We start from the raw sequence: 27,000 nt of genomic DNA, 5'->3' as shown, positions 1-27,000 counted from the left end.
AGAAGTGAAAAACTTGTTCTGTGAACGAGACGAGCGTGTATTGTTTGCAGATTTCTCATTTCAAGTTAACGCAGCTGAAATAGTACAGATAATAGGTCAAAATGGCAGTGGTAAAACCACGCTATTGCGCATTTTATGCGGTTTATCTGATGCTTACACTGGCGAAATTTACTGGCATGGTACAGATTTAGAAGAGGGTCGAGAGCAGTATTATCAATCTATGCTGTATGTCGGTCACCTAGCCGGGGTGAAAGGTTTTTTAACGGCAGAGGAAAATTTACAGTGGATGATGCAACTGGATAAAAATCTGAATAAATGTACTATTGCAGAGGCATTAAAGCAGGTGGGATTATTTGGTTTTGAAGATGTGCCATGTCATAGTTTGTCCGCCGGACAGCAAAGACGGGTTGGCCTGGCACGCTTATATTTGAGTAGCGCGCCGTTATGGATTTTAGATGAGCCGTTTACAGCGCTGGATAAAAAAGGGGTTAAGGAAAAAGAAGCTTTGATTGCTAATCATATACAAGAAGGGGGCTCGGTCATTTTAACAACACATCATGATTTGATGGTCCCGGGGCAGACCATACGCCCGATAAATCTGGATGAGGTTGCAGTGGCGTGAGTTTTTTCTTTGCCGCTCTAAAGCGTGATTTATTACTGGTTTTTCGCCATCGTAGCGATATTATTAACCCTCTGGCTTTCTTTTTGATGGTTGCGGTACTTTTTCCATTAGGTGTAAGTCCGGATCCTACATTTTTATCAGAAGTTGCCCCAGGTGTTATCTGGGTGGCGGCACTTCTGGCCTGTTTGTTATCGGTGGACGGTATTTTCCGCTCTGATTATGAGGATGGTTCATTAGAGCAAATGCTGGTAAGCCCTGAACCTTTGTTTGTGCTGGTTTTAGCCAAAGTTTTAAGCCACTGGATTGTGAGCGGCTTCTGCCTGGCGATTATTTCGCCATTAGTTGCACTGATGTTCTTTCTCCCTGAGCAGGGTTATCCCGCATTAATCCTTAGTTTATTGCTAGGAACACCCACCTTAAGCTTAATGGGGGCGATAGGCGCTGGCTTAACCGTAGGCTTACGCAGAGGCGGGGTGTTGATCTCATTATTAGTTTTGCCCTTGTATATTCCGGTGTTGATTTTTGGTGCAGGTACTGTGCAGGCAGGAGCCATGGGTTTGCCTATACAGGGTTATCTGGCTTTATTAGGAGCCATTCTGGTGTTTAGTATAATGCTGACACCTTTCGCTATTACTGCGGCGCTAAAAATCAGCGTACGTAGTTAGCTTAATGATTTATACCATGAAGGACATGAAGAACTTGAAGGTTTGATTTTTAAATATCATTTGAAGATGTTGTGAAGTAACTCATGCTCTTTACGGCCAAAAAATCAAACTGCAAAAACGGACTATGAATTTATAATAAACTCATAAGTCACAACACACTTATATTAGGATTTCATAGATGAAAATAAAAATGCCAAGGTGGTTTTTTCAGCTCGCATCGCCTAAATGGTTTTATGAATTTACCGGTGCATTGCTACCCTGGTTTACAGCGGCAGCCATGCTTTTGTTAGTCACCGGGACAGTTTGGGGACTGGTTTTTGCTCCAGCGGATTATCAACAAGGCAATAGTTTCCGTATTATCTATATACATGTTCCGGCCTCAATCTTAGCGCAATCCTGTTATATGTTGATGGCAGTTGCAGGGGCGATAGGCTTGGTCTGGAAGATGAAAATAGCGCATGTGATTGCGGGTGCTTGTGCTCCTATTGGGGCATCGATTGCAGTCATGTCTCTGGCAACGGGTGCCATCTGGGGTAAACCTACCTGGGGTGCCTGGTGGGTCTGGGATGCACGTCTAACTTCAATGCTGGTGTTATTATTCCTGTATATCGGAGTGATTGCCTTAAATTCGGCATTTGAAAATAAAGCCAGTGCGGATAAAGCAACGGCCATTTTATCATTAGTTGGCCTGGTTAATATTCCGATCATCAAGTACTCGGTTGAATGGTGGAATACCTTGCATCAGCCAGCGACTTTTACCGTAACGGCTAAACCCGCCATGCCACCGGAAATGTGGATGCCTTTATTGGTTATGGTGTTGGGTTTTTATTGTTTTTTTGCGGTTAACCTAATGAAAAGGGCACGCATAGAAGTGCTTCAGCGCGAAAAGCGTAGTGACTGGGTAAAGCGGGTTATTGCGGAATATTAACAGTTAACAAATAATTAATCGTAGGCTGGGTTAGCTTACCTAAGCGTAACGCAGGTAACGTAACCCAGCCTACATTTTAATGGTTTATAAAGGATTTTATTATGGGATATTTCTCATCATTTGCTGAATTTATACAGATGGGTACACATGGACTTTATGTGTGGCTGAGTTATGGCATCGCCTTAGGGATATTTATTTATAATATCGTTTCCGCTTTTTGGCTGAAAAGGCAGTTTTTTATCAATGCAAAACGTCGTTTAAGACGTGAACAGGGAAGAGTATGACCCCCAAAAGAAAGAAAAGATTAAGTATTATTTTAGGCCTGGTCTTCGGCAGTGCTTTAATTGTAGGCCTGGTTATGTATTCTCTGAGCGAGAATATCAATCTATTTTATTCAACTAGCCAGATCGCTAACGGCGAAGCGCCGGTAGGGACAAGAATTCGCGCGGGTGGAATGGTGGTAGATGACAGTGTTAAAAGATCAACTGATTCATTAAAGATACAGTTTGCAATTACTGATTTTGAGCATCAGGTCGTCGTTGAATTTACCGGTATTTTGCCTGACTTGTTCCGCGAGGGGCAGGGAATTATTGCGCAGGGAGCAATGGATGCGCAAGGCATTTTCCAGGCAGATGAAGTATTGGCAAAACATGATGAGAACTATATGCCGCCTGAAATTGCTGAATCCATGAAGAAAAAACAGGAGGCGATGCAATGATCCCTGAAATTGGTGAGTTTGCCCTGATTATTGCTTTGTTTTTATCGGTTGTTCTGGCGTTGGTACCTATGTATGGTGCCTCGACAGACAATGATATATGGATGACTTTTGCCAAGCCATTGGCAGCAGGGCAATTTCTGTTTGTCGTTATTAGTTTTATTTGTTTAGGCTATGCATTTTCTCAGGATGATTTCTCGGTAGTGTATGTCGCACAGCATTCCAACAGTCAGATGCCTATACAGTTTAAGCTCAGCGCTATCTGGGGCGGACATGAAGGCTCCTTGCTGTTATGGGCTCTTATTTTGACCGGATGGACTTTTGCCGTTAGTCGCTTTAGTAAGGCATTGCCCTTAGATATGCTGGCGCGTGTACTATCTGTTATGGGTATCGTGGCAACTGGCTTTGTTTCGTTTCTATTAATAACATCCAGCCCTTTTGCACGCCATTTACCGCGTTTCCCTCAGGATGGCGCAGATTTAAATCCTTTATTACAGGATTTTGGTTTGATTGTTCATCCCCCTATGTTGTATATGGGGTATGTTGGATTTTCAGTGGCTTTTGCCTTTGCTATTGCGGCCCTTTTATCTGGTCGAATGGACGCTGCATGGGCGCGCTGGGCAAGACCCTGGACTAATATTGCCTGGGCATTTCTGGGCATGGGAATTACCCTGGGTAGCTGGTGGGCTTATTATGAACTAGGCTGGGGCGGTTGGTGGTTCTGGGATCCAGTAGAAAATGCTTCCTTGATGCCTTGGTTAGTGGGTACTGCTTTAGTGCATTCACTAGCAGCGACCGAAAAACGAGGGGTGTTTAAAAGCTGGACTTTACTGCTGGCTATTTTTGCCTTTTCTTTGAGTTTATTAGGTACCTTCCTGGTGCGTTCCGGTGTATTAACCTCAGTACACGCCTTTGCCAGTGATCCGGAGCGCGGCTTTTTTATCTTGATGTTATTAGCCGTGACTATGGGCGGATCGCTTACCTTATATGCATTGAAAGCGCCAAATGTAAAAAGTGAATCCAGTTTTTCCTGGCTGTCCAGAGAAGTATTGCTATTGGTCAATAATGTTTTTCTCACGGTAATGGCTGTGACGGTGTTATTAGGAACGCTATACCCCTTGCTGATCGATGCTTTGGGTCAAGGAAAAATATCTGTAGGCCCGCCTTATTTTAATGCGGTGTTTGTGCCGATTATGTGTACCATGTCACTTGCTATGGGCGTGTCTGTCGCGGTGAGATGGCGAGAAACATCGCTTAAAGCTGTGCTGAATAAACTTTGGCTACCTGCCGTAATAAGTATTGTTTGTGGATTGGTTTTTCCATTTATCTATGGCAATGGCTTTAATGCGCGAGTTTTTCTAGGTATTAGCGTCGGCCTTTGGGTGATTAGTTGCATAGTGACCGAATTTATTGGCAAATTTCGCCAGACACAATCAATAACCAGCAGGCTGAAACAACTGCCGCTTAGCTATTACGGCATGATGGTCGCTCATATTGGTGTTGCTGTCACGGCCATCGGCATTACTCTGGTAACAGCCTATAGTGAAGAGCGTGATATGCGTATGCAAAAAGGGGACAGTGTCGAAATAGCAGACTACGAATTTACCTTTCAGGGCACGCATGTGGTTAAGGGCCCTAACTATATGGCTGACCAGGCAACTATCGAAGTAGTAGAAGGTGGCGATTACGTAGTCACTTTAAGACCTGAGAAACGTCGTTATAATGTTAAAAATGCAATGATGACCGAAGCTGATATCGATGCAAGCTTGTTCCGCGATTTATATGTTGCTCTGGGCGAGCCTTTAGATGATGGTGCCTGGGCAGTTAGAATGCACTATAAACCGTATGTGCGCTGGTTATGGTTAGGCGGCATACTGATGGCTCTGGGTGGTCTCTTGACGGTTGCTGACAAGCGCTATCGCCAACGTAACGCTAAACAGGAGGCTGTACATGCCTAGGCTGCTTTTATTTATCCCGTTATTATTATTTGCTGTACTGGCGGGTTTTTTATGGAAAGGATTAAGTATTGATCCTAGGAAATTACCTTCGGCATTGATCGATAAACCTTTTCCTGAATTTAGCCTGACCTCTTTACAGCAGCCGGAGCGAATTTTAACCAAACAGGATTTTATAGGTCAGCCTGTGCTGGTTAATGTCTGGGCAACCTGGTGTCCTTCTTGCAGGCAGGAACATGAGCAATTACTGGAAATTGCACAGGCAGATGAAATACCTATTATCGGGCTGAATTACAAAGATGAGCGGGATTTGGCCCTGCAGTGGTTACAACAGTTAGGTAATCCCTATCAATTTAATATTTACGATGTAGATGGGATGCTGGGTCTGGATCTAGGCGTTTATGGTGCGCCAGAAACTTATTTGCTAGATGCACAGGGTATTGTTCGGTATCGCCATGTAGGGGTGTTAACAGCACAAGACTGGCAGGAATTAAAACTGATGATTAAAAAAGGTTGGGGCAGTGTTAAAAATTAAAATAATAATCGGTTGCTTGATGCTGTTCGGCAGCTTTACGCTTTTTGCTGCGATTGATGTTTACCAGTTCGATGATACAGAGAAAGAAAAACGCTTTCATCAGCTGGCTTTCGAATTGCGTTGCCCGAAATGTCAAAATCAAAATATTGCGGATTCGAATTCAGAAATTGCCCAGGATTTACGTGCTAAAATTTTTCAGATGTTAAATACTGATAAAAGCGATGAGCAAATTGTCGATTATATGGTTGCGCGATATGGCGATTTTGTCCTTTATGAGCCCAAAGTAAAACCGCAAACTTATTTACTTTGGTATGGTCCTGGACTTTTTTTATTACTAGGCTTAATAATCGTCGTGTTTATTATCCGTAGCCGTAGCAAAGCTTATACAGAAACTCACGACCATCAGCCAGCATTATCAGATAGCGAAGCCAAGGCACTGAATGCGTTGCTGAAAACAAAACAAGGAAAAAAATAATGATGACACTATGGATAGTTATCGCAGCTATGCTATTACTTGCCGTGATCGTATTACTGTGGCCCCTGGCGGTTTATAAAGGGGCAGAAAATGACCCGCTAGTTATTTCGCAGCAACAAAAAAATATCAATATTTTTGAGGAACGCCTGGCAGAACTGGAAAATGAACAAATTCAGGGTAATCTTGATGCAGACACTTTTGCACAATTGAAAACCGAGCTGGAAAAAACCTTATTAGGCGATGTACAACTTGCAGGACAGCCGGTGAATAAAACTGCGAACAATGTCAGCATTCAGCACTGGCTGGTGATGGGTTTGATTACTAGTATACTTATACTGGGCAGTCTGGCAACTTATAACAGCTTGGGAGCCAGCGACAAATATCAACAATATTTAGCGATAGCTGATAATCCACAAGGGCATCAACAAGTTACGCAAAATGGTGCTGCAGCGCCAGATTTTAACAGTGCATTAATCGCTCTTAAAGCAAAATTAGCAGAAAATCCTGAAGATATAGAAAAATGGTTTCTGTTAGCCAATACCTATGCAGCAATGAGTGATTATAAGCAAGCTGGTGAAGTATACAACCGTATCGCAGGCATGCTGGGTGAAGATAATCCAGGTTATGCCGCTGCTAAAGCCGCTTATGCGCAAATGATGTATCAGGTGGCGGGAGAGCGCATGATTCCTGTGGTGAAAATGGCGATTACTGAAGCACTAAAAGTCGATCCAGAAGAACCAACGGCATTAATTTTACGTGGGCTAGGCGAATATCAACAACAAGCCTATGCAGATGCAATTTCCTCATGGGAAAAAGCTAAAACCAAAGCCGATGAAGCTCAGGTGAGTAACTTTATTGAGCCTGCTATAGTTGAAGCACGTAGACAGTCAGGTGTCGCCGGACCCGTACAACAAGCAAAATCAGAAAAACCTGTTCAAAAAGCTGTTGCAGGGGCGGCAAGTATCACCATTAATCTTGATATATCGCCTGCATTACGCGCCAAAGTCAGTGGTCAGGATCGGGTATTTGTTTTTGCCAAAGCCGGTATGCCTATGCCACTTGCAGCAGAGCGATTGCAGGTACAGGATTTACCGATTACTATTGTATTAGACGATACAAAAGCGGCCATGCCGACGGCAAAAATTTCCTCTGCTGAGTTTGTTGATATTACCGCTCGAGTTGCACTATCAGGTAGCCCACGAGCTACAAAAGGGGATTTTTACGCAACGGCAAAGCAAGTCGCAGTGCATAAAGGCGAAGAGCTAACTTTGGTTATTGATCAAATTGTAGAATAAAGATGTTTTTATAGCAGGTGTTTCCTGCTATAAAATCGCTGCTTAAAGCTTCTAGTACCTTAATCCTAGAAAAATCAGTTGCTCACGTTTTCTAGCACAAGCTCTTGATTCCACCGCACTTGCAAAAAAAGTTCGCTTAACCTATGGGTGAAGCTGAAATTTTTTGAAAGCACTGTGCAGCCAATATCTTGCACTATAAATTCGCGCTCAACTGATTTTTCTAGGTTAAATAAGCGGTACAAGACATCAATATTTATGTACGACGGCGAAAAATTCAATAGTATTACTCATTTGGTAGGAGCCGTACTGTCATTGGTTGGATTGGGGGCGTTGCTGACTATTAGCTTGCAGCAACAAAACCCGATGATTCTAATCAGCTTTACGATTTTCGGGCTTATGCTGGTAGTGCTTTATACCATGTCAACTCTCTACCATAGTTTTCACCCCCCGCAGCTTAAGAAAATATTTCAGAAGCTGGATCATATTTCTATTTATCTGCTGATTGCAGGCACTTATACGCCTTATATGCTAGTGTCATTAGCGGATAGTAACGGCCCCTTGATGTTATGTTTTGTCTGGGGGCTGGCAATTGTGGGGATTCTTCTGGATACCTTTAGCCCAAAACGTATTGAAGCCCTGCAAATACCAATCTATTTATTAATGGGTTGGGTGTGTGTACTGGAATATTCAAATCTTAAAGCAGCGATTAGTACAGTTGGAATGATCTGGCTAACTAGCGGTGGCATTGCTTATACCGTGGGCGTGGTTTTTTATGTTTTAGATAATACCTAAATCCTGCAAGCATTATACATAATAATCCACAAAACTCCTTATTAAACAATGATATAATATCATTTTCCTGATTTCACTATCTCATTGTTTTAATGAAGCCCTCTAAAGTATCAAAATCCTCATCTCACGTAAGAAACCGTACCCGAACGGTAAAAATGACATCTACAGCACATGGATTGACAAGCCAGGCGGGACTGATTCCCGTCGTGAAATATTTAGACAGGATAGGTTTTGAAAAAACCGTAAAACAAAGCGTTCCACATCGGCGGGGTGAAAATGCAGACCATCACTTATCTGATGTGGTTCTATTGACGTTGGTTGGCATGATGGGGGGAGCAACATCAATGGCAAAGGTGACGACCGTATGGGCAGATAGCGTACTGCGCAAAGTAGCTGGCTGGATAAAGATTCCTGTTGAAACCACAATTTTACGGATCTTTAAAGAAGTAAGTGATAGGCAGATAAGCCAGTTTGAAACGCTCACGCATACTTTGCGTGGTCAACACTGGCGGCGATTGCTTCGTTCCGGAAAATCGAAAACTGGCATACAATCCGTCCAGTGGGTCGATGTCGATTCAACTGTGGACACCGTTTGTGGTCGACAAGAAGGAAGTGCCAAAGGCTTCAACCCCAAAAAGAAAGGTGCCCGTTCATACCATCCACAACTCGCTTTTCTAGCGGAAACAAAAGAAATTTTACAAGCCTGGTTCCGGACAGGCAATGCCTTTACAAGCAATGGTGTTGTAGAATTTACCAAACAGTTACTTGCACACTTGCCCAATCGGATGCGCATTATTTTTCGCGGTGACAGTGGTTATTTTGTCGGTGATTTGCTTGAATTTCTCGATACCAGAGGGCATGGGTATCTAATAAAGGTTAAACTTAAGAATTTGAACGCATTGCTGGCCAAACAGGCCTGGACAGCCATACAAGGCCGACCCGGTTGGGAGCAGAGCGAGTTTCAATATCGTTGTGGTGGCTGGTCTCGCTCTCGTCAGTTTGTCGCGGTCAGGATAAAGCAACCTAAACAAGTGACAGGACCTCAGTCCGAGCTTTGGGATACGGCAGAATATGACTATTTTTGTTATGTAACAACTGAACCTCTATCGCCTTGGCAAACACATAAGAAGTATGGTGAACGAGCGACGTGCGAAACATGGATTGAAGAAGCAAAATCACAAATGGGTTTAGGTAAAATCAGAACGAATCAATTTCTGGCTAATGCCGCATTATTTCATTGCGCCGTTCTTGCCTACAATACCGTGCGCTGGATGGCTCAATTGAGTGGCAACAAAACGTTGTGCCAATGGGAGCCGGATACACTTCGTACTTATCTGATTCGGGTGGCTGGAAAATTACTCACAGGCAATAATCAGCTGAGAGTCAGAACACCTGCAGGTCCGCTCTATCCACAGGAATGGGATGATTGGGTTAAGGTGGGGTTACTCGCTTAACATTAACCGAAGTTAAGTCACTTTGATTAAAAGGTCATGGCACGTTGGCAGGGTGTTTATTGCCTTGGGCTCGGGGGATATCCATACGATACAAAAAATTTCCTCTATTTATGATTTAAATCTGGATATTTTGATCGGTTGGACAAAGAGGGCTGGCAAAGCGGCAGTAAAAACCTAATAACCACTTAGCTAGACAGGTTAATGAGAGTCAAAATATGGGCTTGCAGGATTTAGGTAATATGAATAAACTTAGGCATGCACATGGAATCTGGCATCTTTTTGTTCTATTAGGCTCAATCTGTCATTTTATCTCAGTTGTTGCTTATGTTCGGTAGCAAAGAAACGCCATTTTTACATGCTGATTTCTCGGCACAAATGTTAATTAAATATAGAAATTCGCAGTCTTGACCGCGCAAATTATAGTCAGAACTAATGACAATAAGTTGACTCACAAACAAAAAATACGCATACTTGCGCCCATGCTTAATTTGTCATTCAACCACAGACGTTCTACTTTACGCTGGCTACGAAGAAATTCATTGCTGGAGGGTGGAACTGTGTGTTTTAAAGTGATTCAATAATGTAAGCGTTTATTACGAATTCAATTTTATTAAGGCCACAGATTCATCTGAATCTGTGGCCTTTTTTTTGCCTGGAGAAAATGATGGGGTTTAATTTACAACAGGTCGTCCCCTGGGGGCGTTCCTTTGAGGAGTATTGTGCCATGTTTACTTTGGATGAACAGGATTTACAAAAATCAATCGTTGGAGTTGGTGATGGCCCGGCAGCTTTTAATGCGGTATTGACTGGACAAGGAGGCAGTATTATTTCTGCCGACCCGATTTATGCTTTTATTAGTGAGCAAATTGGTCAGCGTATTGATGAAATATTTGATGATATGCTGGTACAAGTCATGAACAATGCAAGTCAGTTACGTCTGGATAAATTTGGTTCAGCCGAAGCATTAGGACAGGTACGACTGCAGGCAATGAATCGCTTTTTACAGGATTTTGATGCCGGTAAACAGCAAGGGCGTTATGTGGATTTTGAATTACCGGTTTTGCCGTTTAATAACAAGCAATTCGAGCTGGCTTTATGTTCACATTTATTGTTTTTATACAGTGAGCAATTAGACCTGAATTTTCATATTCAGTCTGTTCTGGAATTATGCCGTATTGCAAAAGAAGTGCGTATTTTTCCATTGCTGGATTTATCGCATCAACCTTCTGCACACCTTGAGACCGTGGTGCAAGCTGTAGAACAGGCAGGTTTTATAGCCACGAATGAAGTGGTTGATTACGAATTTCAAGTCGGTGCTAATCAGATGCTACGTATAAAGTCATTGCCATTAAGTTAAGCTTCAAAAGTAGGATGGGCAAAGGAGGTACGACGTGCCCATCAACCACAATACGCTTGTGATGGGCACGCTATCGCTTTGCCCATCCTACATCTTCCTTACCTTAATTTCAGTGACGCATACAAACCCAATATAAACACACAGGAACTAAAACACTATGAACAACAAATTTAATGCCATTATGCCGATTGCCAAACGGCCTGAAACGGTTTTTGTTTCGGGTCAGGGCTCTTTTTTGACAGATGAATTAGGCAATACTTATTTGGATTTTATTCAAGGTTGGGCGGTGAATACCTTGGGACATAATCACCCAACGCTGGTAAAGGCCATTAAAACTCAGGCACAAACCCTAATTAATCCTAGCCCCGGTTTTTATAACGCACCGATGATACGACTGGCGGATCTACTGGTTGAGCACAGTGTGTTTGATCAGGTGTTTTTTACCAATAGTGGTGCTGAAGCTAACGAAGGTGCTATTAAACTAGCGCGAAAGTGGGGGAGTCTAAATAAAAAATCGGCCTATAAGATTATTACTTTCGATAATGGTTTTCACGGCCGGACGCTGGCAACCATGTCAGCTTCAGGTAAAAAAGGTTGGGATTCCCTATTGGAACCCAAAGTCCCTGGGTTTATTAAAGTTCCTTTTAATGATCTAGGGGCAGTGTGCGAGGTTATTGACCAGCAAACAGTAGCAATTATGCTTGAACCGATACAAGGCGAAGCAGGTGTTATTCCCGCTGATATGGATTTTATTCAAGGACTGCGCAAACTGGCCGACGAACATCAACTGTTATTGATCTTTGATGAGATACAAACAGGTGTTGCGCGTACCGGTGAACTGTTTTGTTATCAGCATTTTAATATCGAACCGGATATTATGACACTGGGTAAAGGCTTGGGCGGTGGTGTGCCATTAGCTGCGCTACTCGCCAAAAAACAAATCAGTTGTTTTGAACTGGGTGATCAAGGGGGCACATTTAACGGTAACCCCTTGGTAACAGCTGCTGGTTATGCAATTATCATTGAAGTTTTACAGCCTGGTTTTCTACAGGACGTTAAACACAAAAGTAAATTTTTACAGCAGTGTTTAAATAAGCTGGCTAAAAAACATAAGCTGGGAGCAGTGCGTGGCCGTGGATTATTACTGGCTTTGGACACCCGAATGATAGATGCGACAATTATTGTCAAACATGCGTTTGAGCAGAAATTGCTACTCAATGCACCACGCAAAAACAGCTTGCGTTTTATGCCCGCATTAAACGTAACAATAGCAGAAATAGAACAAATGATAGCGCTATTGGATAGTGTGTTGTCTGATATGCTTTGTAAATATTCGACCAACACATACTACCTAGAATCAGCGAGTTAGGTGGCTTCTAAACTGACGACACAGCGGATAAAGCCATAAGTCTTTGATGGGTACGCTTTGTTTGCCAGCAGGTCCCAACTTGCCGCGCCCTTTGGTTTTACCTACGTAGATCCAGTTGGCGGCTTTGTAACAAGTCCCTGCAAATCGCTCGGTATCAACAAAAGTTTCCAGTAACACCGGACGGATGCCATAACGCTCTTCCCATTGTGTAGGAAGGCGACGAGCTATCATGGATAAAATAGTGGAAGCAAGATTTTTGGATTTCACCTAGGGCATAATCAGAAAACGGGCATTGTTCACGACTAACGGCAGGTTTTTTTGCCGCTGTTCGTGGCTCCAGCCAATAAACTGATCACGTGGTGCCGTTTGCCAGGCGGCCGCACTAAAACCGAGCGCTGCAATAATTTGCTCGTCGAGGATGACGAAGTAGCAAAGCTGTGCGCCGGGTAGCGGCTTGTGCCCCAGGTAGTGGTAGCGATGTATGTACTCATTCCATAGTCGTGAATGATCACGGGTGATGACTGGACAAAGCTGGATGGCCACAAGTTCATGAACAGGCCGGAGGATCGCTGGTTGCGGGTCCGTCTGTTCAGTAAAGTTGAGTTTCTGTCGCGGGGGTGGTTTGCGCCGTGGTGGCGGCAGAGCGATAAGTCCATCTTCTGCCATGCACAGCATGGCAACACGGCATGACATATCCTTGAGCCCCCCATCAGGCTTGTACCAATCAAGCATCCTGCAGGTCAGGCGCGAAAGTTCGGCACGCGTGCGCCCAGCATCCTCGGCAATCAATTTCCGCATCTGTTCCAGTTCCTGCTCGCTAAAGTTTCGTCCACAATACCGTGTCATGGTGATTGGGGCTGTTCTGACTCGAGTGGAGTCGCAGTCAGTTCAGGCAAGGGTTTGCTCAACTGCTGTTTGCGCGACTCGCTCATCATCCAGGGAATAAACGGGCGGATGTCTGAGGGAGGCTGCCCACCATTATTCGCACAGGCATCTAGATAGTCGTGAAGCCAGTGATGTGGGTTCAATCCCCATAACAGGATTGTCTGAAACAGTGAAAACATCATGGCTGCCAGTCTGGCACTCCATTGACTCCCTGAACCATAATAGTTTTTACGCCCCATACCGGGATTACGCATACGCCGCTCGGCGATATTGTTGTCCATGGGCACCTGGGGATTAGCCACAAATACCATCAATCCTTTCCAGTGGTTATTCAGGCTGTTTAGGATCTTGCATTGAATGCGCTCTAGGTTTTTGTTCTCTTTCTCCGCTTCCAGTAAATGCGCGTAGCGCTCTTTCATCTTTTGGCTTGCCTGTGCAAGGGCTTGATGGTGTTGCTTGAAGTCTTGATTCTGGGTTTCCAGGCTTTTTGTTTCGTCCCACTCTTTCAGGCGTTGCTTGTTAAGATGATAGAGTTCGGCAATGAGTTCGACCCAATCAAGCATCCATGCTTCAAGTTTCGGATAGCTTCTGGCGGCATCCAGAAAGTCACGGCGGACATGTGCCCAGCAGAAAGCCAGTATGATCTGTGGAATTTCCCGTGCCAGCCGAATGTAACCTTTATAACGATCACAGACCACAATGACCTGTTCCAGGTGTTTATCCAGTCCGGAAAAATACTTGATGGGTATATCACCACTACGGCTAGGTGCCAGTATGTAATAGACTACCGAACGGGACTGAGTGACCCACAACCACCAGCGGTAGCCCGTTTTTCCCTCTATGATTTCAAACACTTTCCAGCCGGTTTCATCATTATGGAATAGATCTTCGGTGAGTTGTTTTTTAACCAGTTCATTGACGAGCGGTTCGAATAGCGGAGCTATCTTCTGTAATCCACCCGTGAGTGTGCCAGGGGCAATGCATAGACCTCGATGTGTGTAATCTGTACACAAATTATTGAGTGCTCGTGAGAACAGAAACTTGTTAAGCAGAACTTCTCTCCATACCGAGATGCCAATACCACTTTTGGGGATAAGACGTGGTGCAGGAGGAGCTGTAATCAATCCGGTGACTCCCTCGCATTGACAGCCCTGAACAGTCACCTTTCGTTTGACACGACGAATATAGCTGTTAACCTTTATTTCAACAATATTTGAATCCTCTGTCTGTGACAGAAGCTTGTAGGGTTTTGTACAAACTAGGCACAACGTGTTTTCAGCAGCAATGTCATGCTCTTCTTCAATAATCGGCAAATCAGGACGGGGAGTGCGCCCGTGTCCCTTGCTACCTTTTTGCTGGCCACGAGGCCGAGGTGTATCAGTATGATTATGTCTTCCAGAACTATTTCTCTTGGCAACGCCTTTTTCAGTTTTTTTGCCAAATAGGCGTTGTTTCAAGTCTCGAATGCGTGCCTGTGCAGATTCAAGCTCTAGCTTCAGACATCTTGATTCAGACGAAACTAATTTGAGACCATTTCCTAATTTTTTGCGGATGAAGTCAGCTCATAAATTAAGCGCAGATCGGTTCCTGGATAATTGAGTTCCGTTTGATTGAGTTGTTCAAATAACTTTTCTATTGCTTTATTACTTGCAGGTCGGGAAGTACTATGCACACGTATCCGAAGTTGTTTTTTTACTTCATCGGGTAATATATCTGCTTCTGTCACAAACAGCGTTTGTAATAGTTGCCTTGCCATCGGAAAGTCGATTGTCGGTGAGGTTAGCAGAGCGGCCATTGCTGTTTCTGCCCGATAAGCGATCATGTTGACAGTATCTATCAGCCGCTTTTTCCCTGGCAGAAGCTGTTCGAACTTATCTTCGTCTCTCAACTCTTGCCAGGTAATGTGTTTGGGCGTTTGGCTTAGTTGTTCCTTGATGGTTTTTAGTTCATTTTCATAATGCTCTATTTCTTCGAGTAATTCTGCTCGTTTTCTTTCCCATTTCTTGTATTTCACATCTTCCGTTTCATCTTTTTTAATCACCGGATGAAGTTCCATCGCTGCAAATCGAGATAGACGGTAATTGAGTTTGGATTGTATCGAATTACGCTGTCCTTCCTGTTGGCGCCTATCAGGGTTGACCACCTTTTGGGTATCGGATAGTGGCTCTATTCCATACTCCTGTAGCATATCTAGCCCATAGTGGTGCTTCATATATCTAAAAAAGTTCTCTTGGCACCACCGGCTAAACATTCGCCCAGAAACAGCCGTCAATTCTAGTTCATAGGCTGTGGTAATAATACTGGTTTGGTGACCAGAATCAGTCAACTTGCGCACTTCTCTCATCCACATCGCCTGTTTTCCAGTTCCAACCAGACTGCCTCGTTCGGCGAGTTTCATGATGACTTTTTCACCACTCGGTAGGGTGATCTCCTGACTGGAAAAATTGTCCAGTGGCCAATTTTCGGTGGGAAATTTATGATAGGTCATGCAAGCGACACGATGCTTGTCCCACATCTTTCTAAAGAATGCGGGGCTATAGCCTTCTCTATCAAACACCAGGATAAAACGACAGGCTTGTTTGTTTTGCTGTAATGCTTGTGCACTCGGTTGATTCGGAATGTCTTTGAGTAATCGGGGGACGATATCTTCTTCCAGCGTTTTTAGTAAGCCCGGATCCACCGTTTTTTCAACGACAAAGAAGGGACGCCCCGTACCATCATTAACCCAGTAGTCGGTGATACCCCGTAAGCAGAGTTTTTCGCGTGAAACATGCCGTTTGGGAAGTTTAGTCAAGTGTCCATGATAGACACGGACATGACCATCTATGTAGAGTGTTCCTGCTGCCTCTGGTTCATTTTCCATCCATTGTCGACTGAGGTCGGCCGCCCAGCTTTCGACTGATTTTGGTTCAGCCAGTCCTTTTACTTTGGATCTTAAACAACGCACTTCGGGAGCCCGATCCAGGCCAAGTAGTTTTCCGAATTCACCCGGTGCATGCTCGCGAAGTTGTTCGGCATTTTTGATGCGACATAGCCCCATAAAGGCGAGTAGCAATAGAATATGAAAGGTTTGATAGTAACCTGTCAGTTTGCCCAGGTGGCGCTCAATGTCATTTAATAAGCCATTGCCAAGTAACGCGGGCAATGCACATAACACACCGCCTTTAGGAACATCTAAACAGGATTCGAATTCGATTGAGGCTCCCTTTTCCTGCTCACCCAAAGCAGCCTGGATTCGCTCTTCTACTCGAGTGCAGGCCGTACCAAGCACATCGGCTGCATTGGCATCTATAATATCACGGGCTGATTTGGTACTGCCATCATTGGGGTCTATTGATGCGGCAGACTTTTTTTTAAACGTCCATCACTGATCGCCTTGCGAAAGGTATCTGCCCGGATGCCTAATTCTTTAGCGGCTTCGTTAGGCGTCATACCTTGATCCAGATATTCCTGAGCTTGCTGCAAAACCTCAAGCGTAAAGAGTGGTCCTCCCTTGCGAGTCGGGCGAGGTTCAAAAAACGAATCAGCCCCTTTTTCTCGTAGTTGCCTTAATGAGCGCATAACACTACTTTTAGAGACACCAAAGGTTGTAATAATATCGATTGAACGACAGGAACCGGTATTGATGAGTTGAGAGGTGTGAAGTCTAAATAATCTCTTATTGTCAGCCTGGTGAGAATAGATCGGGATACCGCCGAGGAAATAAAACCACTCATCATTTCGGTTATCAACACTGACCTGACCATTTATAATAGTCGTACCCTGAGGAATTATTGGGAGCATGAGTTGCTGCATTAATTGAATACCTCGTATGATATGAGGGCTTAGTTTAACCTAAATGAGTACCATTTTCATTTCTTTAGCTGAAAATATCAATCATTTGACAATAATTCCCTAACCCTTTAATTATATTGCCTAGTTTAAGTTTTAATGGATTTCTTTCAGGATAGCGAATCAAGATGTCTGAGCTTAAGATCTTCATTTTTCTGTTTGACCTGGTGATACTGTCCTTTCCAATAGTTTGCATCCCATTTAAGCTGTATATACTCTGCTTGTGTCAGTTCAATGACAATTTGAGCAAAGGGAGACTTTGTGATTTCTCCTGTCTCTATGCGTTGCGGACACGCTGCTGAATGTTGGGAGGCACTTTCCATGAACACCTTTATACAGGGTTTTGGATGATGTGTCCCGTACTCTTTTTATTTATTGCTGTATAGATGGGTTAGTCGAATATTTACGGATCTGTTGACTTTCCATATTGTGGAAGAACGGCAAGCCAATCTAAACAACCACCCGCTTAAAGACGGGTGGGTTAGAGAGTTTGGCGACTGAAAGTCGAGATTACAGGGCGAATAGCCCTGTTATTTTGGTTCACCATACTCTGCCTTAAAATTATCATTCGGATTTGCTTCAAAATGATGCTCCAAATAATTGGTAACCATTTCTTCGCTCATTTGCCCTACCGTGACACAAAAATACCCTCTTGCCCAAAAATGCTTTTCCCAATAACGCTTTTTCAATACTGGATACTCTTCAAAAAGTTTTCTTGCACTTCGTCCTTTTATCCTTCACATTGTCTCGCTAGGAGTCATGTTTGGCGGCGCTGAAACCACTATATGCACATGATCCTTACTAACAACTCCTGACAAAATCTTAATTTCAAATGCTTCACAGGTCTGCCTAACCAACTCCCTTACTCGCAAACTAACATCCCCACTTAACACTTGGTATCTATATTTTGTAACCCATACAAAATGGTATTCGATGTTGTAAACTGTATGATTGCCATAGCGATATTCCATTTCTTAAATTATAGCATTTGAGATAAATCTGTTCGCCTGAAAGGCGAAGGTTTTAACCTTACGAATGGAAAATAAATATCTAATTTATAGAATAAGGTGTATAGTAGTATTTACTCCATGACCGGGCTGGCTCGAAAGAGCTACTGCAATAGCACACTGCTCGTAAAGACATAAATCCAGTAACTTTCTTCCCCCCCCACTCTCATTGAACCTTTGTCGTAAGATCCGAATGCTATTGCTTATCGGTAACAAGCGGCTTCCATACTATCGATTATGCCTGTCATTAAGCTCTGGGGTATAAAACGATCATAGAAAAATTATTCATAAGAAGAAAGCTGCAACCAAATATTATTTTAGTTCAGGTTCTCTTTATTTTAGTCTTTGCTGCTAGCGCTTCCAATACTGTGTCAGCAGAAATCAAAAAGAAATTGATCCCAAGAAATGCTCAATTAAAAACTTATGGCAGTGGGTGGGAATGCAAACGTGGATATGCAGCGAGTAAGGATACTTGTATTGCTTTGAAAATTCCAGAGAACGCCCACATTGGTTATTCCGGGCACGTATGGGATTACACCCACCTTATACCAGACATATGGAACAGTGCAAACAGCCGGTGTCGAATTAATCTCCTCTATATGGTCAACTAATGTCTTTATTACGGTTTCGCTATCAAACGATTGAGTTTGGTGATATTGATATTCATCTACGAACCTTACGAGATAAGCAGCAATATCAAGACGTCGGTGATATCGCCGAAAAACTTGGTATATCATCGGCTATCTGGTCATTGTTTGGTGTTATCTGGCCGTCTAGTGAAGTGCTTGCTCATCTTTTATTGGAATATGAAATCGCAGGGAAACGTATTTTAGAAGTAGGTTGTGGAATCGGCTTGACTAGCTTATTGCTAAACGACCGCCACGCAAATATTACGGCTACGGATTACCACCCGGAAGTTGAACAATTCTTGCTAGAAAATGTACTCCTCAACAAAGGAAAAAAAATACCATTTATTCGTACTGGATGGGGTGATGGAGAGAGTGGTCTAGGTGAGTTCGATTTAATTGTTGGTAGTGACTTACTCTATGAAGGCGATCATGTTGAGCTCTTATCCAGCTTTATTAACCAGCATGCTAAACCCCATTGTGAAATTATCATAGTTGACCCTGGGCGTAGTTATCATGCCCGTTTCAGCAAAAAAATGATAACTTTAGGTTATACACATAGCCAGAGCAAAGCAGAGAATGCCGATTATCTTACGCAACCTTTTCGGGGTCAAATTCTGCGCTATGAACGTTAAATGTTCATGGTATGTATACATTTAGCTGAATGCTAGAAGAGTGTCATTATGCCTAATAATCTAGCTTGCAAAACCTATAATCACAAAGTTACAAACAAGAAAAAAATCTGTATTGATAATATAAAACAACAGATTGTAATATAATAGTTCAAACTCTAATAGAGGTTACTCAATTAAAAACCTAGAAACAAATAAAGCAATATTTAATTTAAAACGGGCCTACGACCCTGTCTGTAAAGTGACTGAAAAAACACCCCTTACATCTGAATTCCATATAACTAAACGCCCACAGATCATATATAAGAAAGATAAATCTTCTTTAGAACTGCTCAAGCAAAATCGAGAACATAATTTCGACTCTCAACTTCCCTCAAAGCGTGAAAGACTTTCTTTGAAAAGTCAGCAAAGCAAAGTTCACATAAAAAAACACTCGTTGCCCATAAAGTTAGCCCCTAACCGACATCCCTCAAAAGATCTGTATGTCATCGGCATTACCGGAACTAACGGAAAAACATCGGTTGCGTACTTAATTGCAGAAGTCCTAAAATCAGCGGGATATAAACCATTTGTCCTAGGTACATTGAACTCGGAGAATAAAGGTCTCTCTACACCAGATTCAGATGATGTTAAAAGCTATATGCAAGATCACTTAGACAGGGGTGGAACTCACTTTATTATGGAAGTGACTTCAGAGGGAATTGACCAGACGAGAATGTTAGATATTGATTTCAATATTAAACTACTGACAAATATTACTGAAGACCATCTGGACTACCATAAAACATTTGAAAAATATCAACAGGCAAAGTTAGGCTTTATGCGTGAAGGGACTGCACATACAATTTACCCACAAACCTTCAAAAAAGAACCGATAAATTTTACCACTAAGTTGTTAGGGCATTTTAATTGTTTAAATATTAAAGCGGCTGCTAGTGTACTTCGGCATATTAATATTTCTGAAAATAATATTCAAAAAACCTTATCTTCATTTTCATTCCAGGATGTGCCGCCACCTGAAAAACATACAGCCACAATAAACAGCAGAAATGTATCAACTCGCTAAGTCAGAGAAGAACTCTTTTCAGTATACTAAGGCACCTGGAAACACACATCATCCAACTTTGCTGGTCTTTTTGTCCGTCATTCGCACTGTATCAATAGTTACGTAGCCAGCTATGCACCTACTGCTACAGCACTAATTACAAACAAAAATCCTGCCCAAATATTGGACGCTTATTTATTTCCAGGTGCTTAAGTCTAAAACCGTAGTTCCATATCGCCAGGTTAAAGTGCGCCCGTTCAAAAATTGGATGCAGCATTGACAGCGTGTGATTTTTACAACGGCAAATTTGCTCACCCATTACATTCTAAATGAAGAAGGTAAAGAGTATTATGAAGATCTCTGGATTCACTGAGTAAAAATATAAAAATCTATTTTTAGGAGCGAAACAAATGAAAATAATGAAACCGAAAATACTTCAGAAGTATCTACAGGAGGAGAGACTATGATTTCATTTCCCAAACTTGAGAGTTGGAACGCGACCTCTAAAGTAGCGACGATAGTAGCAACGGTCGATAAAAAACGGATACTTTGCAGGGTTCCCCTCAAAATTTTGCATGATAAATACGGGGCAACTGAAGAAAAACCCATGCACTGTGTTAATCGACATAGAGAGGCTATTCAGGAAGCAGCGACAATCTTGATTGAAAATAGGGTATATGAAAGTGACGGTTCCGTTCTTATCAGTTCAGCTAATCTTTAAATAAAAAATAATACTAAATCCTCGCATCATTTATATACAGGAGTTTAGCGTTGATTTTTAATGTTATGCTAAAGCTTTACACTGGTTTCATGGACTATACTTCGCGCGGTCACACGGATGCGGAAAATAGTGGCAGCTGATTTGTCTATAGCCAAGCCTGCCCCGTACTTGATGCGGGGGCGTTGAAACTGGCACATAGCTGGCTACATTACAGTTTCAGCAACGTAACTATCGGCAAAAAATTCAGCCGCTAGAAATCCGCAGTCGTGACCGCGCGAAGTATAAATAATTATGTAAATTAATTAATGATGCCTGGGTTCTTTACAGCTTCTTTTTCTATATAACCTTTATAAAGGTAAAAATGACATCAAATATAAACTCTGAATTAATTCAGTTTACATCAAGGCCGGCCTGGTTTAAATTTCGAGGCAAAGCAATGATCTTTGTTGGCAGTTTAGTGGCTCTCTTAAGCGTGCTTTCCCCCGATGTTTATATTATGGGTGAGAGTGCTTCATGGATTCCTGTTATTAGTATTGTGGTATTGATAGTTGGTGTTTTTCGCTGTATTGATGCTTTGGCAGCCGATACAGCGCAAGGTTTTCTATATAATATACACGGCGGCGTATTAGATATTGTGGTCGGATTTTTGGTGGTTTTAAGCACTGATGGTGAAGCTAATAACTTAAACCTTCTGATTGTTGGCTATATGCTTACTCAAGGAATTTATCGAAATATTCTATTATCCGTTGCAAAAATTTCCAACCCATTATCGAATAGAATAACCGGGATAATTTCAATTATACTGGGCATAATGATTTGGATTGATTGGCCCACGTCCATGTGGTTTATAGCATTTTCGCTCAGCGTAGATATCAGTTTCCGAGGTTGGGCTTTGGTTGTTTTATCATCTTCGATAAACAAATAACCCGTGCTAGAGTAATAAGCCTGGCAACAAGCGGGGTTTGTTTTTTTTGACAAGGTGAAATGGAAGAAGCTGCTTAATATTCTGCTATAAGCTTGACCATTTGACCCTCTAATCATCTCAGTTTAATTCCATAGGGTATGCGGTGCATACCCTATGCTATAGTTTCTGAACGATGTAATAATAGATCGCATTGTTCACGACTTTGTACGCTGATATTTTGATCTATTTGTGCGAGCCAGCTTTGTCCCTGTACCCGGCGCTCAGTAGAACCTGAACAAAAATACTCCTGAGCATCGGGTTAGCTTTAAATCTAGTCGCGCTATCACTAAGGCAACTCGCAATAAATAACCCACCCACCTTGCTGGTCTTTTTGTCCGTCTTCTGCGTTGTAGAAATAGTTACGTAGCTAGCTAAGCTATGCGCCTATTTCTATGCCCCCGTATCAAGTACGGGGCAGGCGTTGAAGACAAACAAAAATCCTACGCAATATGGGTGGGTTATTTATTGCGCGTTACCTAAGCATTAAAAATGAACAGTAAACGACAATGTTTATCAGAAATTGTCGTCGTTAGGGCGAATAATGTTCTATAGCAAATTTAATAATATCGATACATTAATGTGAACAATGGATATAACTTAACGTAATCAAGGCATGAAAGCAGGTGCAATCTCAATTGATTGTATATTCTAGTTAAAGGATCGTTACCCATGATGATGAGTCTGATGTTGTAAACATAGCGTTGGGTAATAAAGAGGGTGCTATTTATTCATCTTCAGAATACGAACTTGTCAAAATATCAGCAGCTAATAGAGTGGAAATAATGGCAGTGAACTTTATTTCATAATTGATTTTATGGTATTTGATGTTATTTTCAAACGGTTAAACGTACATTTAACAAAGTTACCTCCATTATGTTTGAAGCGCTTTTTAAGTGCTTTTTTCACTTCCCAAGTACCTTTAAAGCCTATAGGAAATACCACTAAGTCACCCGCTTTGAACGTAGTTGAAGGGCTCCCATCTGCAGGTGTCATTTCACATTCACCTTCTAAAATAAGTGCTGTTTCTGTCGTAACGAATTCCCATGGGAATACAGATACTTCTTTTTCCCATGTTGGCCAGTGAGCAGCACCCATTTCTTTTAAAAGTGCTTCACTTGGGTTGCTATCAACTGTAATTTCTTTCATGTTAATTCCTAACGTTAGATTTATGCCCAGAACCAGAATGATTTGGGATGTGCCATAATATATTGTTCATCCCCTTTTGCCTACATTTTAAGAATATACTTCGCGCGGTCACGACTGCGGATTTCTAGCGGCTGCGTTTTTGCCGATAACGACGTTGCTGAAACCGTTGCCTAGCCAGCTATGCGCCAGTTTCAGCGCCTTACTATCAACAAAAATCAGCTCACACTTTTTTCCGCATCCGTGACCGCGCGAAGTATAATCATATCCGCAAGTTTGACGCAGGGTTTTGGCATCACAGGCGTGCTAGAAAAGCAGGTGCATAGTAGGCTACGCAACTGCTTTTCTAGGATAACCAAGCCCAGATTAGAATAAAGTGACCCTTTGATTTCACTCACTCATACCATTAACCTAGAAAAATCAGTTGCTCACGGTTTCTAGTAAAAGCTCTTGATTCCACCGCACTTTCAAAAAATTTCCGCTTAACCTATGGGTGAAGCTAAAATTTTTTGAAAGTGTTATATTAATTCAATATCTTGCACTATAAATTCGCGCTCAACAGATTTTTCTAAGTTTAAGAGGTTTTTTATTTACCGCTATGGAAAAACCAAGTATTTATTTTGCCAACGAACTGGCTGTGCTATTAAAACCATTTGAACAATCACTAGAGCAACTCAATACACAGCCACTAAAGCTAATCATCCATGCAGGCACGCCAAAAACTGGCACAACGAGCTTACAAACCTACCTTGATAAAAAGCAACGTAAGCTTAGAGGAAAAGGGATTCTTTACCCACATAACCTTAAAAGCCTACAAAATCTGAGTGCACCAAAACACCAATGGTTTGAGAAAAACTTAGTGACAACACATGTGGAAAACTTCCTGGAGAACTTTAAGAACATAATCTCGCAAGTTAAAAAAGATACTCACACCATCATTCTGTCATCTGAAGGTATTTATAATTACTGGTGGGACTTTCCTGACGAATCAAAAGATATTTTATGTGAGCTGAGTAAATTTTTCGACATTGAAATCTGGGTATGGTTTCGTGAACCAGTCGAGTTTATTGAAAGCTATTACAAACAATGTATTCGCAACCCACAAACTGAAAATAACTCGTGTTATGGCAAAGATCTATCCTTTGCTGAAATGTTAGATATCGAATGGTTTTCTCAACATTTAGATTATCAAGGCTTCGTCACCGAATGCCAGACATTGTTTGGTGAAAATAACGTTTCAGTCTTTAAATACGAAGGTGATGTGGTCCATGAAGTCATCCAGAAATTAGGGCTAGCAACTCCACACGACAATCCGACTCCAAGGAAAAATCAAAGTTTAAACAGTGCTTCAATAGCACTGCTAAGAACGATAAATCACTATGATATTAAAGCAAAAGACAAAGAGCTTTTGATACCTCATTTAAAAGACATCAATAGGATCCTTGAGAAATATGCAGAAGATAAATTGATTGATGAAGAATCTAGAAAAAGAGTCCTGGAGGTCTCTAATTTACCTAATAAAATAAATTTCACTTATTAGTTGAATCCATGCCTATCCGCTTACTAAACAATTCGTAAATGTTTACTTAAAAGTTTTCCTGATTACGTATGACTCTCAGCCATAGTAAAATTAAACATGAATAATCAGCATGTTAACAAACTCGTCATTCCCGAAGTCTTTTATCGGGAATCTATGCTTAACCAACTAGATTCCTGCTAGCAGCATGCAGGAATGACGAATTATAGCTGAGAGTTATGGGTAATCAGGAAAGTTTTTCACGGATGAATTGTCAAGGTATGTAAATAAAGACTTCAGAGTATGCATTAAGGGCAACCAACCATCATAATTTATTGATTGTTCAACAAACGGATAGGTATGGTTGAATCTAAGTAAGGAACGCGCACGGAATAAGTTGAGCATCTGGCGCAGGATTTTTATTCGTATTCAAAGCCTGCCCCGTGCTTGATACGGGGACGTAGAAACAGGCGCATAGCCAGCTACGTAACAGTTTCTACAACGCAGAAAACAGATAAAAAGACAAGTCAGTTGCTCAACTTATTCCGTGCGCGTTCCTAAGGAAGTTGGTTAATAAATAATCGTCCAAAAATCACGCAGGATTTTTGTTTCTGTTTAAATCTTCTCAAGAGGAGCATCGTTATTCTACGCGACGATTCAGAAGGTTTAAACCTAGAAAAATCAGTTGCTCACGGTTTCTAGCACAAGCTTTTGATTCCACTGCATTTTCAAAAAATGCCCACTTAAGCTATGGGTGAAGCTAAGATTTTTTGAAAGTATTATATGAATTCAATATCTTGCACTATAAATTCGCGTTCAACTGATTTTTCTAGGTTAAACAGGGAAAAAAAGACTAGAGAGATTGGATGATTATTTGTTTCCACCTGCCTAAATATTTAAACCTGAGAAACCTGAGAAACCTGTGCAAAGGTCGCCATTTGATTATGCAATGCACAAGCGGAGCGTAATAAGGGAATCGCAAGGGCTGCACCGCTGGCTTCTCCTAGGCGCATATTAAGGTTTAATAGCGGATTTGCATCTAAAGCTCTTAGGATTAATTTATGCCCTTGCTCATGGGAGCAGTGCGCAAAGATGAGCCAGGGTTTTATATTGGAATTGATCTGGCTAGCGATTAAAGCAGCGACGCTACAGATAAAGCCATCTACCAATACCGGCAGTTGTTGTTGAGCAGCAGCCAGATAAGCTCCGGTTAGAGCGGCTATTTCAAAACCACCGAAATTTTGTAAGGCTGAGAGTGGTGTAGAGGGAATATTCTTATGTTTATCCAATGCCTGCTGGATGATTCTGGCTTTGTGTTCTATGCCGGAAGTATCAAGGCCAGTACCTGCCCCCGTTAATTGCTGGGCATTCATCTCTAGTAAATGACAAGCAATGGCTGTGGCGCTACTGGTATTTGCAATACCCATTTCACCTGCGATAAATAACTGGCTATTATCAGCAAGTGCTCTTGTAATGGTATCTTTTCCAGCCTGTAAAGCTCGCCATAACTGTTGTTCAGTCATTGCAGGTTGAGTTAAGAAATTCGCGGTGCCCAAGGCGACTTTTTGATGAATAATATTTAAATCAACTAATGAACCGGCAACGCCGACATCGATTATTTCCAGCTGTGCGTGATGCTGTTTTGCCAGTACACTGATCGCAGCACCACCGTGTACAAAATTTTTTACCATTTCAGCGGTGACAGCCTGAGGAAAGGCTGAAACACCGGCATCGGCTATGCCATGGTCAGCGGCAAAAATACTAATCCATACTTTATCCACGCAGGGTGTTTCTGTCGCTTGCATTGCGGCAAGTCGCACCGCTAATTGTTCTAGTTCACCGAGCGAACTTGCTGGTTTAGTTAGTTGCTGTTGTCGTTTGATTGCCTTTTTTTGATAAGCTTGAGCGGGTGGCGCAATAGGCTGTTGTATCCAGTCCATAATTAATTTTTTAGCGCCTGTGGAAGTCCTGCGGTTACCAAAGTAACATGCGAGCAAATTTTTGCCAGTTGCTGGTGCAGTATTCCAGCTTCATCAACAAAGCGGCGTGACATTTTATCCATAGGCACAACGCCTAAACCTACTTCATTGCTAACCAGAGCAATTTCTGTATGTAAATCCGGAATTATTTCCAGCAAGGCCTGCTTTTGCTGGAGGAAAATATCTTCCTGATATTCTCCCTGGGCGTCAAATAGAATATTGCTTAACCATAAGGTTAAACAATCAACGAGCAGGTAATTATTGCTACCAGCATATTGACTTATAACATCAGCGAGAAGTACAGGTTCTTCAATAGTTTCCCAGTATCTCGGTCGTTCTGCCTGATGCTTTGCTATGCGTTCAAGCATTTCATTATCGCCTGCTGAGCCGGTTGCGATGTAAATAACTTGTTTATTACTGGCTTCTGCTAGTTGTTCGGCATAATGACTTTTACCCGAACGTGCACCTCCTAAAATAAGATGTTGCATG

25 protein-coding genes and 2 pseudogenes are annotated in these 27,000 nt (G+C 42.2%); 18 read left to right on the top strand and 9 right to left on the bottom strand.

What is annotated here, in order from left to right:
• Positions 1–4 precede the first annotated feature (4 nt).
• The 13 genes from ccmA to ACQY3F_RS08980 all read left to right on the top strand — a co-directional run bounded on the left by ccmA (position 5) and on the right by ACQY3F_RS08980 (position 12,162).
• Positions 5–622: a cytochrome c biogenesis heme-transporting ATPase CcmA gene (ccmA, locus tag ACQY3F_RS09040; protein WP_428354499.1), complete on the top strand. Its 618-nt coding sequence runs from the start codon at positions 5–7 to the stop codon at positions 620–622.
• Positions 619–1,287 carry a heme exporter protein CcmB gene (ccmB, locus tag ACQY3F_RS09035; RefSeq protein ID WP_428354498.1) on the top strand — a complete coding sequence of 223 codons (669 nt, stop codon included), beginning with the start codon at positions 619–621 and terminating at the stop codon, positions 1,285–1,287. Before ccmA ends, ccmB begins: the two co-directional genes overlap by 4 nt.
• A 178-nt stretch (positions 1,288–1,465) precedes the next feature.
• Entirely contained in the window at positions 1,466–2,215 is a 750-nt protein-coding gene (locus ACQY3F_RS09030) for a heme ABC transporter permease (protein ID WP_428354497.1), read from the top strand.
• A gap of 101 nt (positions 2,216–2,316) precedes the next feature.
• Positions 2,317–2,499 (top strand): heme exporter protein CcmD, encoded by a 183-nt coding sequence (gene ccmD, locus ACQY3F_RS09025; protein ID WP_428354496.1) that lies wholly within the window; start codon positions 2,317–2,319, stop codon positions 2,497–2,499.
• Entirely contained in the window at positions 2,496–2,933 is a 438-nt protein-coding gene (gene ccmE / locus ACQY3F_RS09020) for a cytochrome c maturation protein CcmE (RefSeq protein WP_428354495.1), read from the top strand. Before ccmD ends, ccmE begins: the two co-directional genes overlap by 4 nt.
• Positions 2,930–4,888, top strand: a complete 1,959-nt coding sequence (locus ACQY3F_RS09015; RefSeq protein ID WP_428354494.1) for a heme lyase CcmF/NrfE family subunit — start codon at positions 2,930–2,932, stop codon at positions 4,886–4,888. Before ccmE ends, ACQY3F_RS09015 begins: the two co-directional genes overlap by 4 nt.
• Positions 4,881–5,420: a DsbE family thiol:disulfide interchange protein gene (locus tag ACQY3F_RS09010; RefSeq protein ID WP_428354493.1), complete on the top strand. Its 540-nt coding sequence runs from the start codon at positions 4,881–4,883 to the stop codon at positions 5,418–5,420. The genes ACQY3F_RS09015 and ACQY3F_RS09010 overlap by 8 nt, the downstream gene beginning before the upstream one ends.
• Positions 5,407–5,895 (top strand): cytochrome c-type biogenesis protein, encoded by a 489-nt coding sequence (locus ACQY3F_RS09005; protein WP_428354492.1) that lies wholly within the window; start codon positions 5,407–5,409, stop codon positions 5,893–5,895. The genes ACQY3F_RS09010 and ACQY3F_RS09005 overlap by 14 nt, the downstream gene beginning before the upstream one ends.
• Positions 5,895–7,190, top strand: a complete 1,296-nt coding sequence (gene ccmI, locus ACQY3F_RS09000; protein WP_428354491.1) for a c-type cytochrome biogenesis protein CcmI — start codon at positions 5,895–5,897, stop codon at positions 7,188–7,190. Before ACQY3F_RS09005 ends, ccmI begins: the two co-directional genes overlap by 1 nt.
• 255 nt (positions 7,191–7,445) lie before the next feature.
• Positions 7,446–7,982 carry a PAQR family membrane homeostasis protein TrhA gene (gene trhA, locus ACQY3F_RS08995; RefSeq protein WP_428354490.1) on the top strand — a complete coding sequence of 179 codons (537 nt, stop codon included), beginning with the start codon at positions 7,446–7,448 and terminating at the stop codon, positions 7,980–7,982.
• A gap of 92 nt (positions 7,983–8,074) precedes the next feature.
• The gene (locus ACQY3F_RS08990; RefSeq protein WP_428352976.1) at positions 8,075–9,436 is read left to right on the top strand and encodes an IS1380 family transposase; all 1,362 of its coding nucleotides are present in this window, start codon (positions 8,075–8,077) and stop codon (positions 9,434–9,436) included.
• A 664-nt stretch (positions 9,437–10,100) separates the two neighbouring features.
• Positions 10,101–10,793, top strand: coding sequence for an SAM-dependent methyltransferase (locus tag ACQY3F_RS08985; RefSeq protein ID WP_428354489.1), 693 nt, complete (start codon positions 10,101–10,103; stop codon positions 10,791–10,793).
• Positions 10,794–10,950: 157 nt separating this feature from the next.
• Entirely contained in the window at positions 10,951–12,162 is a 1,212-nt protein-coding gene (locus ACQY3F_RS08980; protein ID WP_428354488.1) for an acetylornithine transaminase, read from the top strand.
• Here ACQY3F_RS08980 and ACQY3F_RS08975 read toward each other — a convergent pair.
• From ACQY3F_RS08975 to tnpA, 6 genes and pseudogenes are all read right to left on the bottom strand, one after another.
• Positions 12,151–12,828: pseudogene (locus ACQY3F_RS08975) on the bottom strand (Druantia anti-phage system protein DruA). The gene ACQY3F_RS08980 and the pseudogene ACQY3F_RS08975 overlap by 12 nt on opposite strands.
• A gap of 176 nt (positions 12,829–13,004) precedes the next feature.
• Positions 13,005–14,504, bottom strand: coding sequence for an IS66 family transposase (gene tnpC / locus ACQY3F_RS08970; protein WP_428354487.1), 1,500 nt, complete (start codon positions 14,502–14,504; stop codon positions 13,005–13,007).
• Between the two features lie 80 nt (positions 14,505–14,584).
• Positions 14,585–16,318, bottom strand: a complete 1,734-nt coding sequence (locus tag ACQY3F_RS08965) for a putative transposase (RefSeq protein WP_428354486.1) — start codon at positions 16,316–16,318, stop codon at positions 14,585–14,587.
• 59 nt (positions 16,319–16,377) lie between these two features.
• Entirely contained in the window at positions 16,378–16,842 is a 465-nt protein-coding gene (locus tag ACQY3F_RS08960; RefSeq protein ID WP_428353027.1) for a hypothetical protein, read from the bottom strand.
• A 146-nt stretch (positions 16,843–16,988) separates the two neighbouring features.
• Positions 16,989–17,201: a hypothetical protein gene (locus ACQY3F_RS08955; protein WP_428354485.1), complete on the bottom strand. Its 213-nt coding sequence runs from the start codon at positions 17,199–17,201 to the stop codon at positions 16,989–16,991.
• A gap of 207 nt (positions 17,202–17,408) precedes the next feature.
• Positions 17,409–17,849 (bottom strand): annotated as a pseudogene (gene tnpA, locus ACQY3F_RS08950) (IS200/IS605 family transposase).
• 646 nt (positions 17,850–18,495) lie between these two features.
• Between tnpA and ACQY3F_RS08945 the strand changes: the two are divergent.
• The 4 genes from ACQY3F_RS08945 (at position 18,496) to ACQY3F_RS08930 (ending at position 21,834) form a co-directional block, all read left to right on the top strand.
• Entirely contained in the window at positions 18,496–19,146 is a 651-nt protein-coding gene (locus ACQY3F_RS08945) for a class I SAM-dependent methyltransferase (RefSeq protein ID WP_428354484.1), read from the top strand.
• Positions 19,147–19,384: 238 nt separating this feature from the next.
• Positions 19,385–20,209, top strand: a complete 825-nt coding sequence (locus ACQY3F_RS08940; protein ID WP_428354483.1) for a Mur ligase family protein — start codon at positions 19,385–19,387, stop codon at positions 20,207–20,209.
• A 442-nt stretch (positions 20,210–20,651) separates the two neighbouring features.
• Positions 20,652–20,909 carry a DUF1488 domain-containing protein gene (locus tag ACQY3F_RS08935; protein WP_428354482.1) on the top strand — a complete coding sequence of 86 codons (258 nt, stop codon included), beginning with the start codon at positions 20,652–20,654 and terminating at the stop codon, positions 20,907–20,909.
• A 361-nt stretch (positions 20,910–21,270) separates the two neighbouring features.
• Positions 21,271–21,834, top strand: coding sequence for a hypothetical protein (locus tag ACQY3F_RS08930; RefSeq protein WP_428354481.1), 564 nt, complete (start codon positions 21,271–21,273; stop codon positions 21,832–21,834).
• Positions 21,835–22,668: 834 nt separating this feature from the next.
• Here ACQY3F_RS08930 and ACQY3F_RS08925 read toward each other — a convergent pair.
• Positions 22,669–23,019: a cupin domain-containing protein gene (locus ACQY3F_RS08925; RefSeq protein WP_428354480.1), complete on the bottom strand. Its 351-nt coding sequence runs from the start codon at positions 23,017–23,019 to the stop codon at positions 22,669–22,671.
• A gap of 595 nt (positions 23,020–23,614) precedes the next feature.
• Between ACQY3F_RS08925 and ACQY3F_RS08920 the strand changes: the two genes are divergently transcribed.
• The gene (locus tag ACQY3F_RS08920; RefSeq protein ID WP_428354479.1) at positions 23,615–24,556 is read left to right on the top strand and encodes a hypothetical protein; all 942 of its coding nucleotides are present in this window, start codon (positions 23,615–23,617) and stop codon (positions 24,554–24,556) included.
• An 872-nt stretch (positions 24,557–25,428) separates the two neighbouring features.
• On the opposite strand, the gene cobT is transcribed toward ACQY3F_RS08920, so the two are convergent.
• Positions 25,429–26,472: a nicotinate-nucleotide--dimethylbenzimidazole phosphoribosyltransferase gene (gene cobT, locus ACQY3F_RS08915; RefSeq protein ID WP_428354478.1), complete on the bottom strand. Its 1,044-nt coding sequence runs from the start codon at positions 26,470–26,472 to the stop codon at positions 25,429–25,431.
• A 2-nt stretch (positions 26,473–26,474) separates the two neighbouring features.
• Entirely contained in the window at positions 26,475–26,999 is a 525-nt protein-coding gene (gene cobU, locus ACQY3F_RS08910; protein ID WP_428354477.1) for a bifunctional adenosylcobinamide kinase/adenosylcobinamide-phosphate guanylyltransferase, read from the bottom strand.
• Position 27,000: the final 1 nt, after the last annotated feature.

The sequence above is a fragment of the Methyloprofundus sp. genome (assembly GCF_965251085.1).
In the GTDB taxonomy this organism is placed as follows: Bacteria; Pseudomonadota; Gammaproteobacteria; order Methylococcales; family Methylomonadaceae; genus Methyloprofundus.
Note: the sequence above shows the minus strand (reverse complement) of the source record. Positions and strands in the feature narration are given on the sequence as shown.

Bases quoted from the DNA above. Each gene is read 5' to 3' on its own strand.
- ACQY3F_RS09030 (WP_428354497.1), top strand. From the start codon at position 1,466: ATGAAAATAAAAATGCCAAGGTGGTTTTTTCAGCTCGCATCGCCTAAA.
- ccmD (WP_428354496.1), top strand. From the start codon at position 2,317: ATGGGATATTTCTCATCATTTGCTGAATTTATACAGATGGGTACACAT.
- ccmE (WP_428354495.1), top strand. From the start codon at position 2,496: ATGACCCCCAAAAGAAAGAAAAGATTAAGTATTATTTTAGGCCTGGTC.
- ACQY3F_RS09015 (WP_428354494.1), top strand. From the start codon at position 2,930: ATGATCCCTGAAATTGGTGAGTTTGCCCTGATTATTGCTTTGTTTTTA.
- ACQY3F_RS09010 (WP_428354493.1), top strand. From the start codon at position 4,881: ATGCCTAGGCTGCTTTTATTTATCCCGTTATTATTATTTGCTGTACTG.
- ccmI (WP_428354491.1), top strand. From the start codon at position 5,895: ATGATGACACTATGGATAGTTATCGCAGCTATGCTATTACTTGCCGTG.
- trhA (WP_428354490.1), top strand. From the start codon at position 7,446: ATGTACGACGGCGAAAAATTCAATAGTATTACTCATTTGGTAGGAGCC.
- ACQY3F_RS08990 (WP_428352976.1), top strand. From the start codon at position 8,075: ATGAAGCCCTCTAAAGTATCAAAATCCTCATCTCACGTAAGAAACCGT.
- ACQY3F_RS08985 (WP_428354489.1), top strand. From the start codon at position 10,101: ATGGGGTTTAATTTACAACAGGTCGTCCCCTGGGGGCGTTCCTTTGAG.
- ACQY3F_RS08980 (WP_428354488.1), top strand. From the start codon at position 10,951: ATGAACAACAAATTTAATGCCATTATGCCGATTGCCAAACGGCCTGAA.
- ACQY3F_RS08960 (WP_428353027.1), bottom strand. From the start codon at position 16,842: ATGCAGCAACTCATGCTCCCAATAATTCCTCAGGGTACGACTATTATA.
- ACQY3F_RS08955 (WP_428354485.1), bottom strand. From the start codon at position 17,201: ATGGAAAGTGCCTCCCAACATTCAGCAGCGTGTCCGCAACGCATAGAG.
- ACQY3F_RS08945 (WP_428354484.1), top strand. From the start codon at position 18,496: ATGTCTTTATTACGGTTTCGCTATCAAACGATTGAGTTTGGTGATATT.
- ACQY3F_RS08935 (WP_428354482.1), top strand. From the start codon at position 20,652: ATGATTTCATTTCCCAAACTTGAGAGTTGGAACGCGACCTCTAAAGTA.
- ACQY3F_RS08930 (WP_428354481.1), top strand. From the start codon at position 21,271: ATGACATCAAATATAAACTCTGAATTAATTCAGTTTACATCAAGGCCG.
- ACQY3F_RS08925 (WP_428354480.1), bottom strand. From the start codon at position 23,019: ATGAAAGAAATTACAGTTGATAGCAACCCAAGTGAAGCACTTTTAAAA.
- ACQY3F_RS08920 (WP_428354479.1), top strand. From the start codon at position 23,615: ATGGAAAAACCAAGTATTTATTTTGCCAACGAACTGGCTGTGCTATTA.
- cobT (WP_428354478.1), bottom strand. From the start codon at position 26,472: ATGGACTGGATACAACAGCCTATTGCGCCACCCGCTCAAGCTTATCAA.
- cobU (WP_428354477.1), bottom strand. From the start codon at position 26,999: ATGCAACATCTTATTTTAGGAGGTGCACGTTCGGGTAAAAGTCATTAT.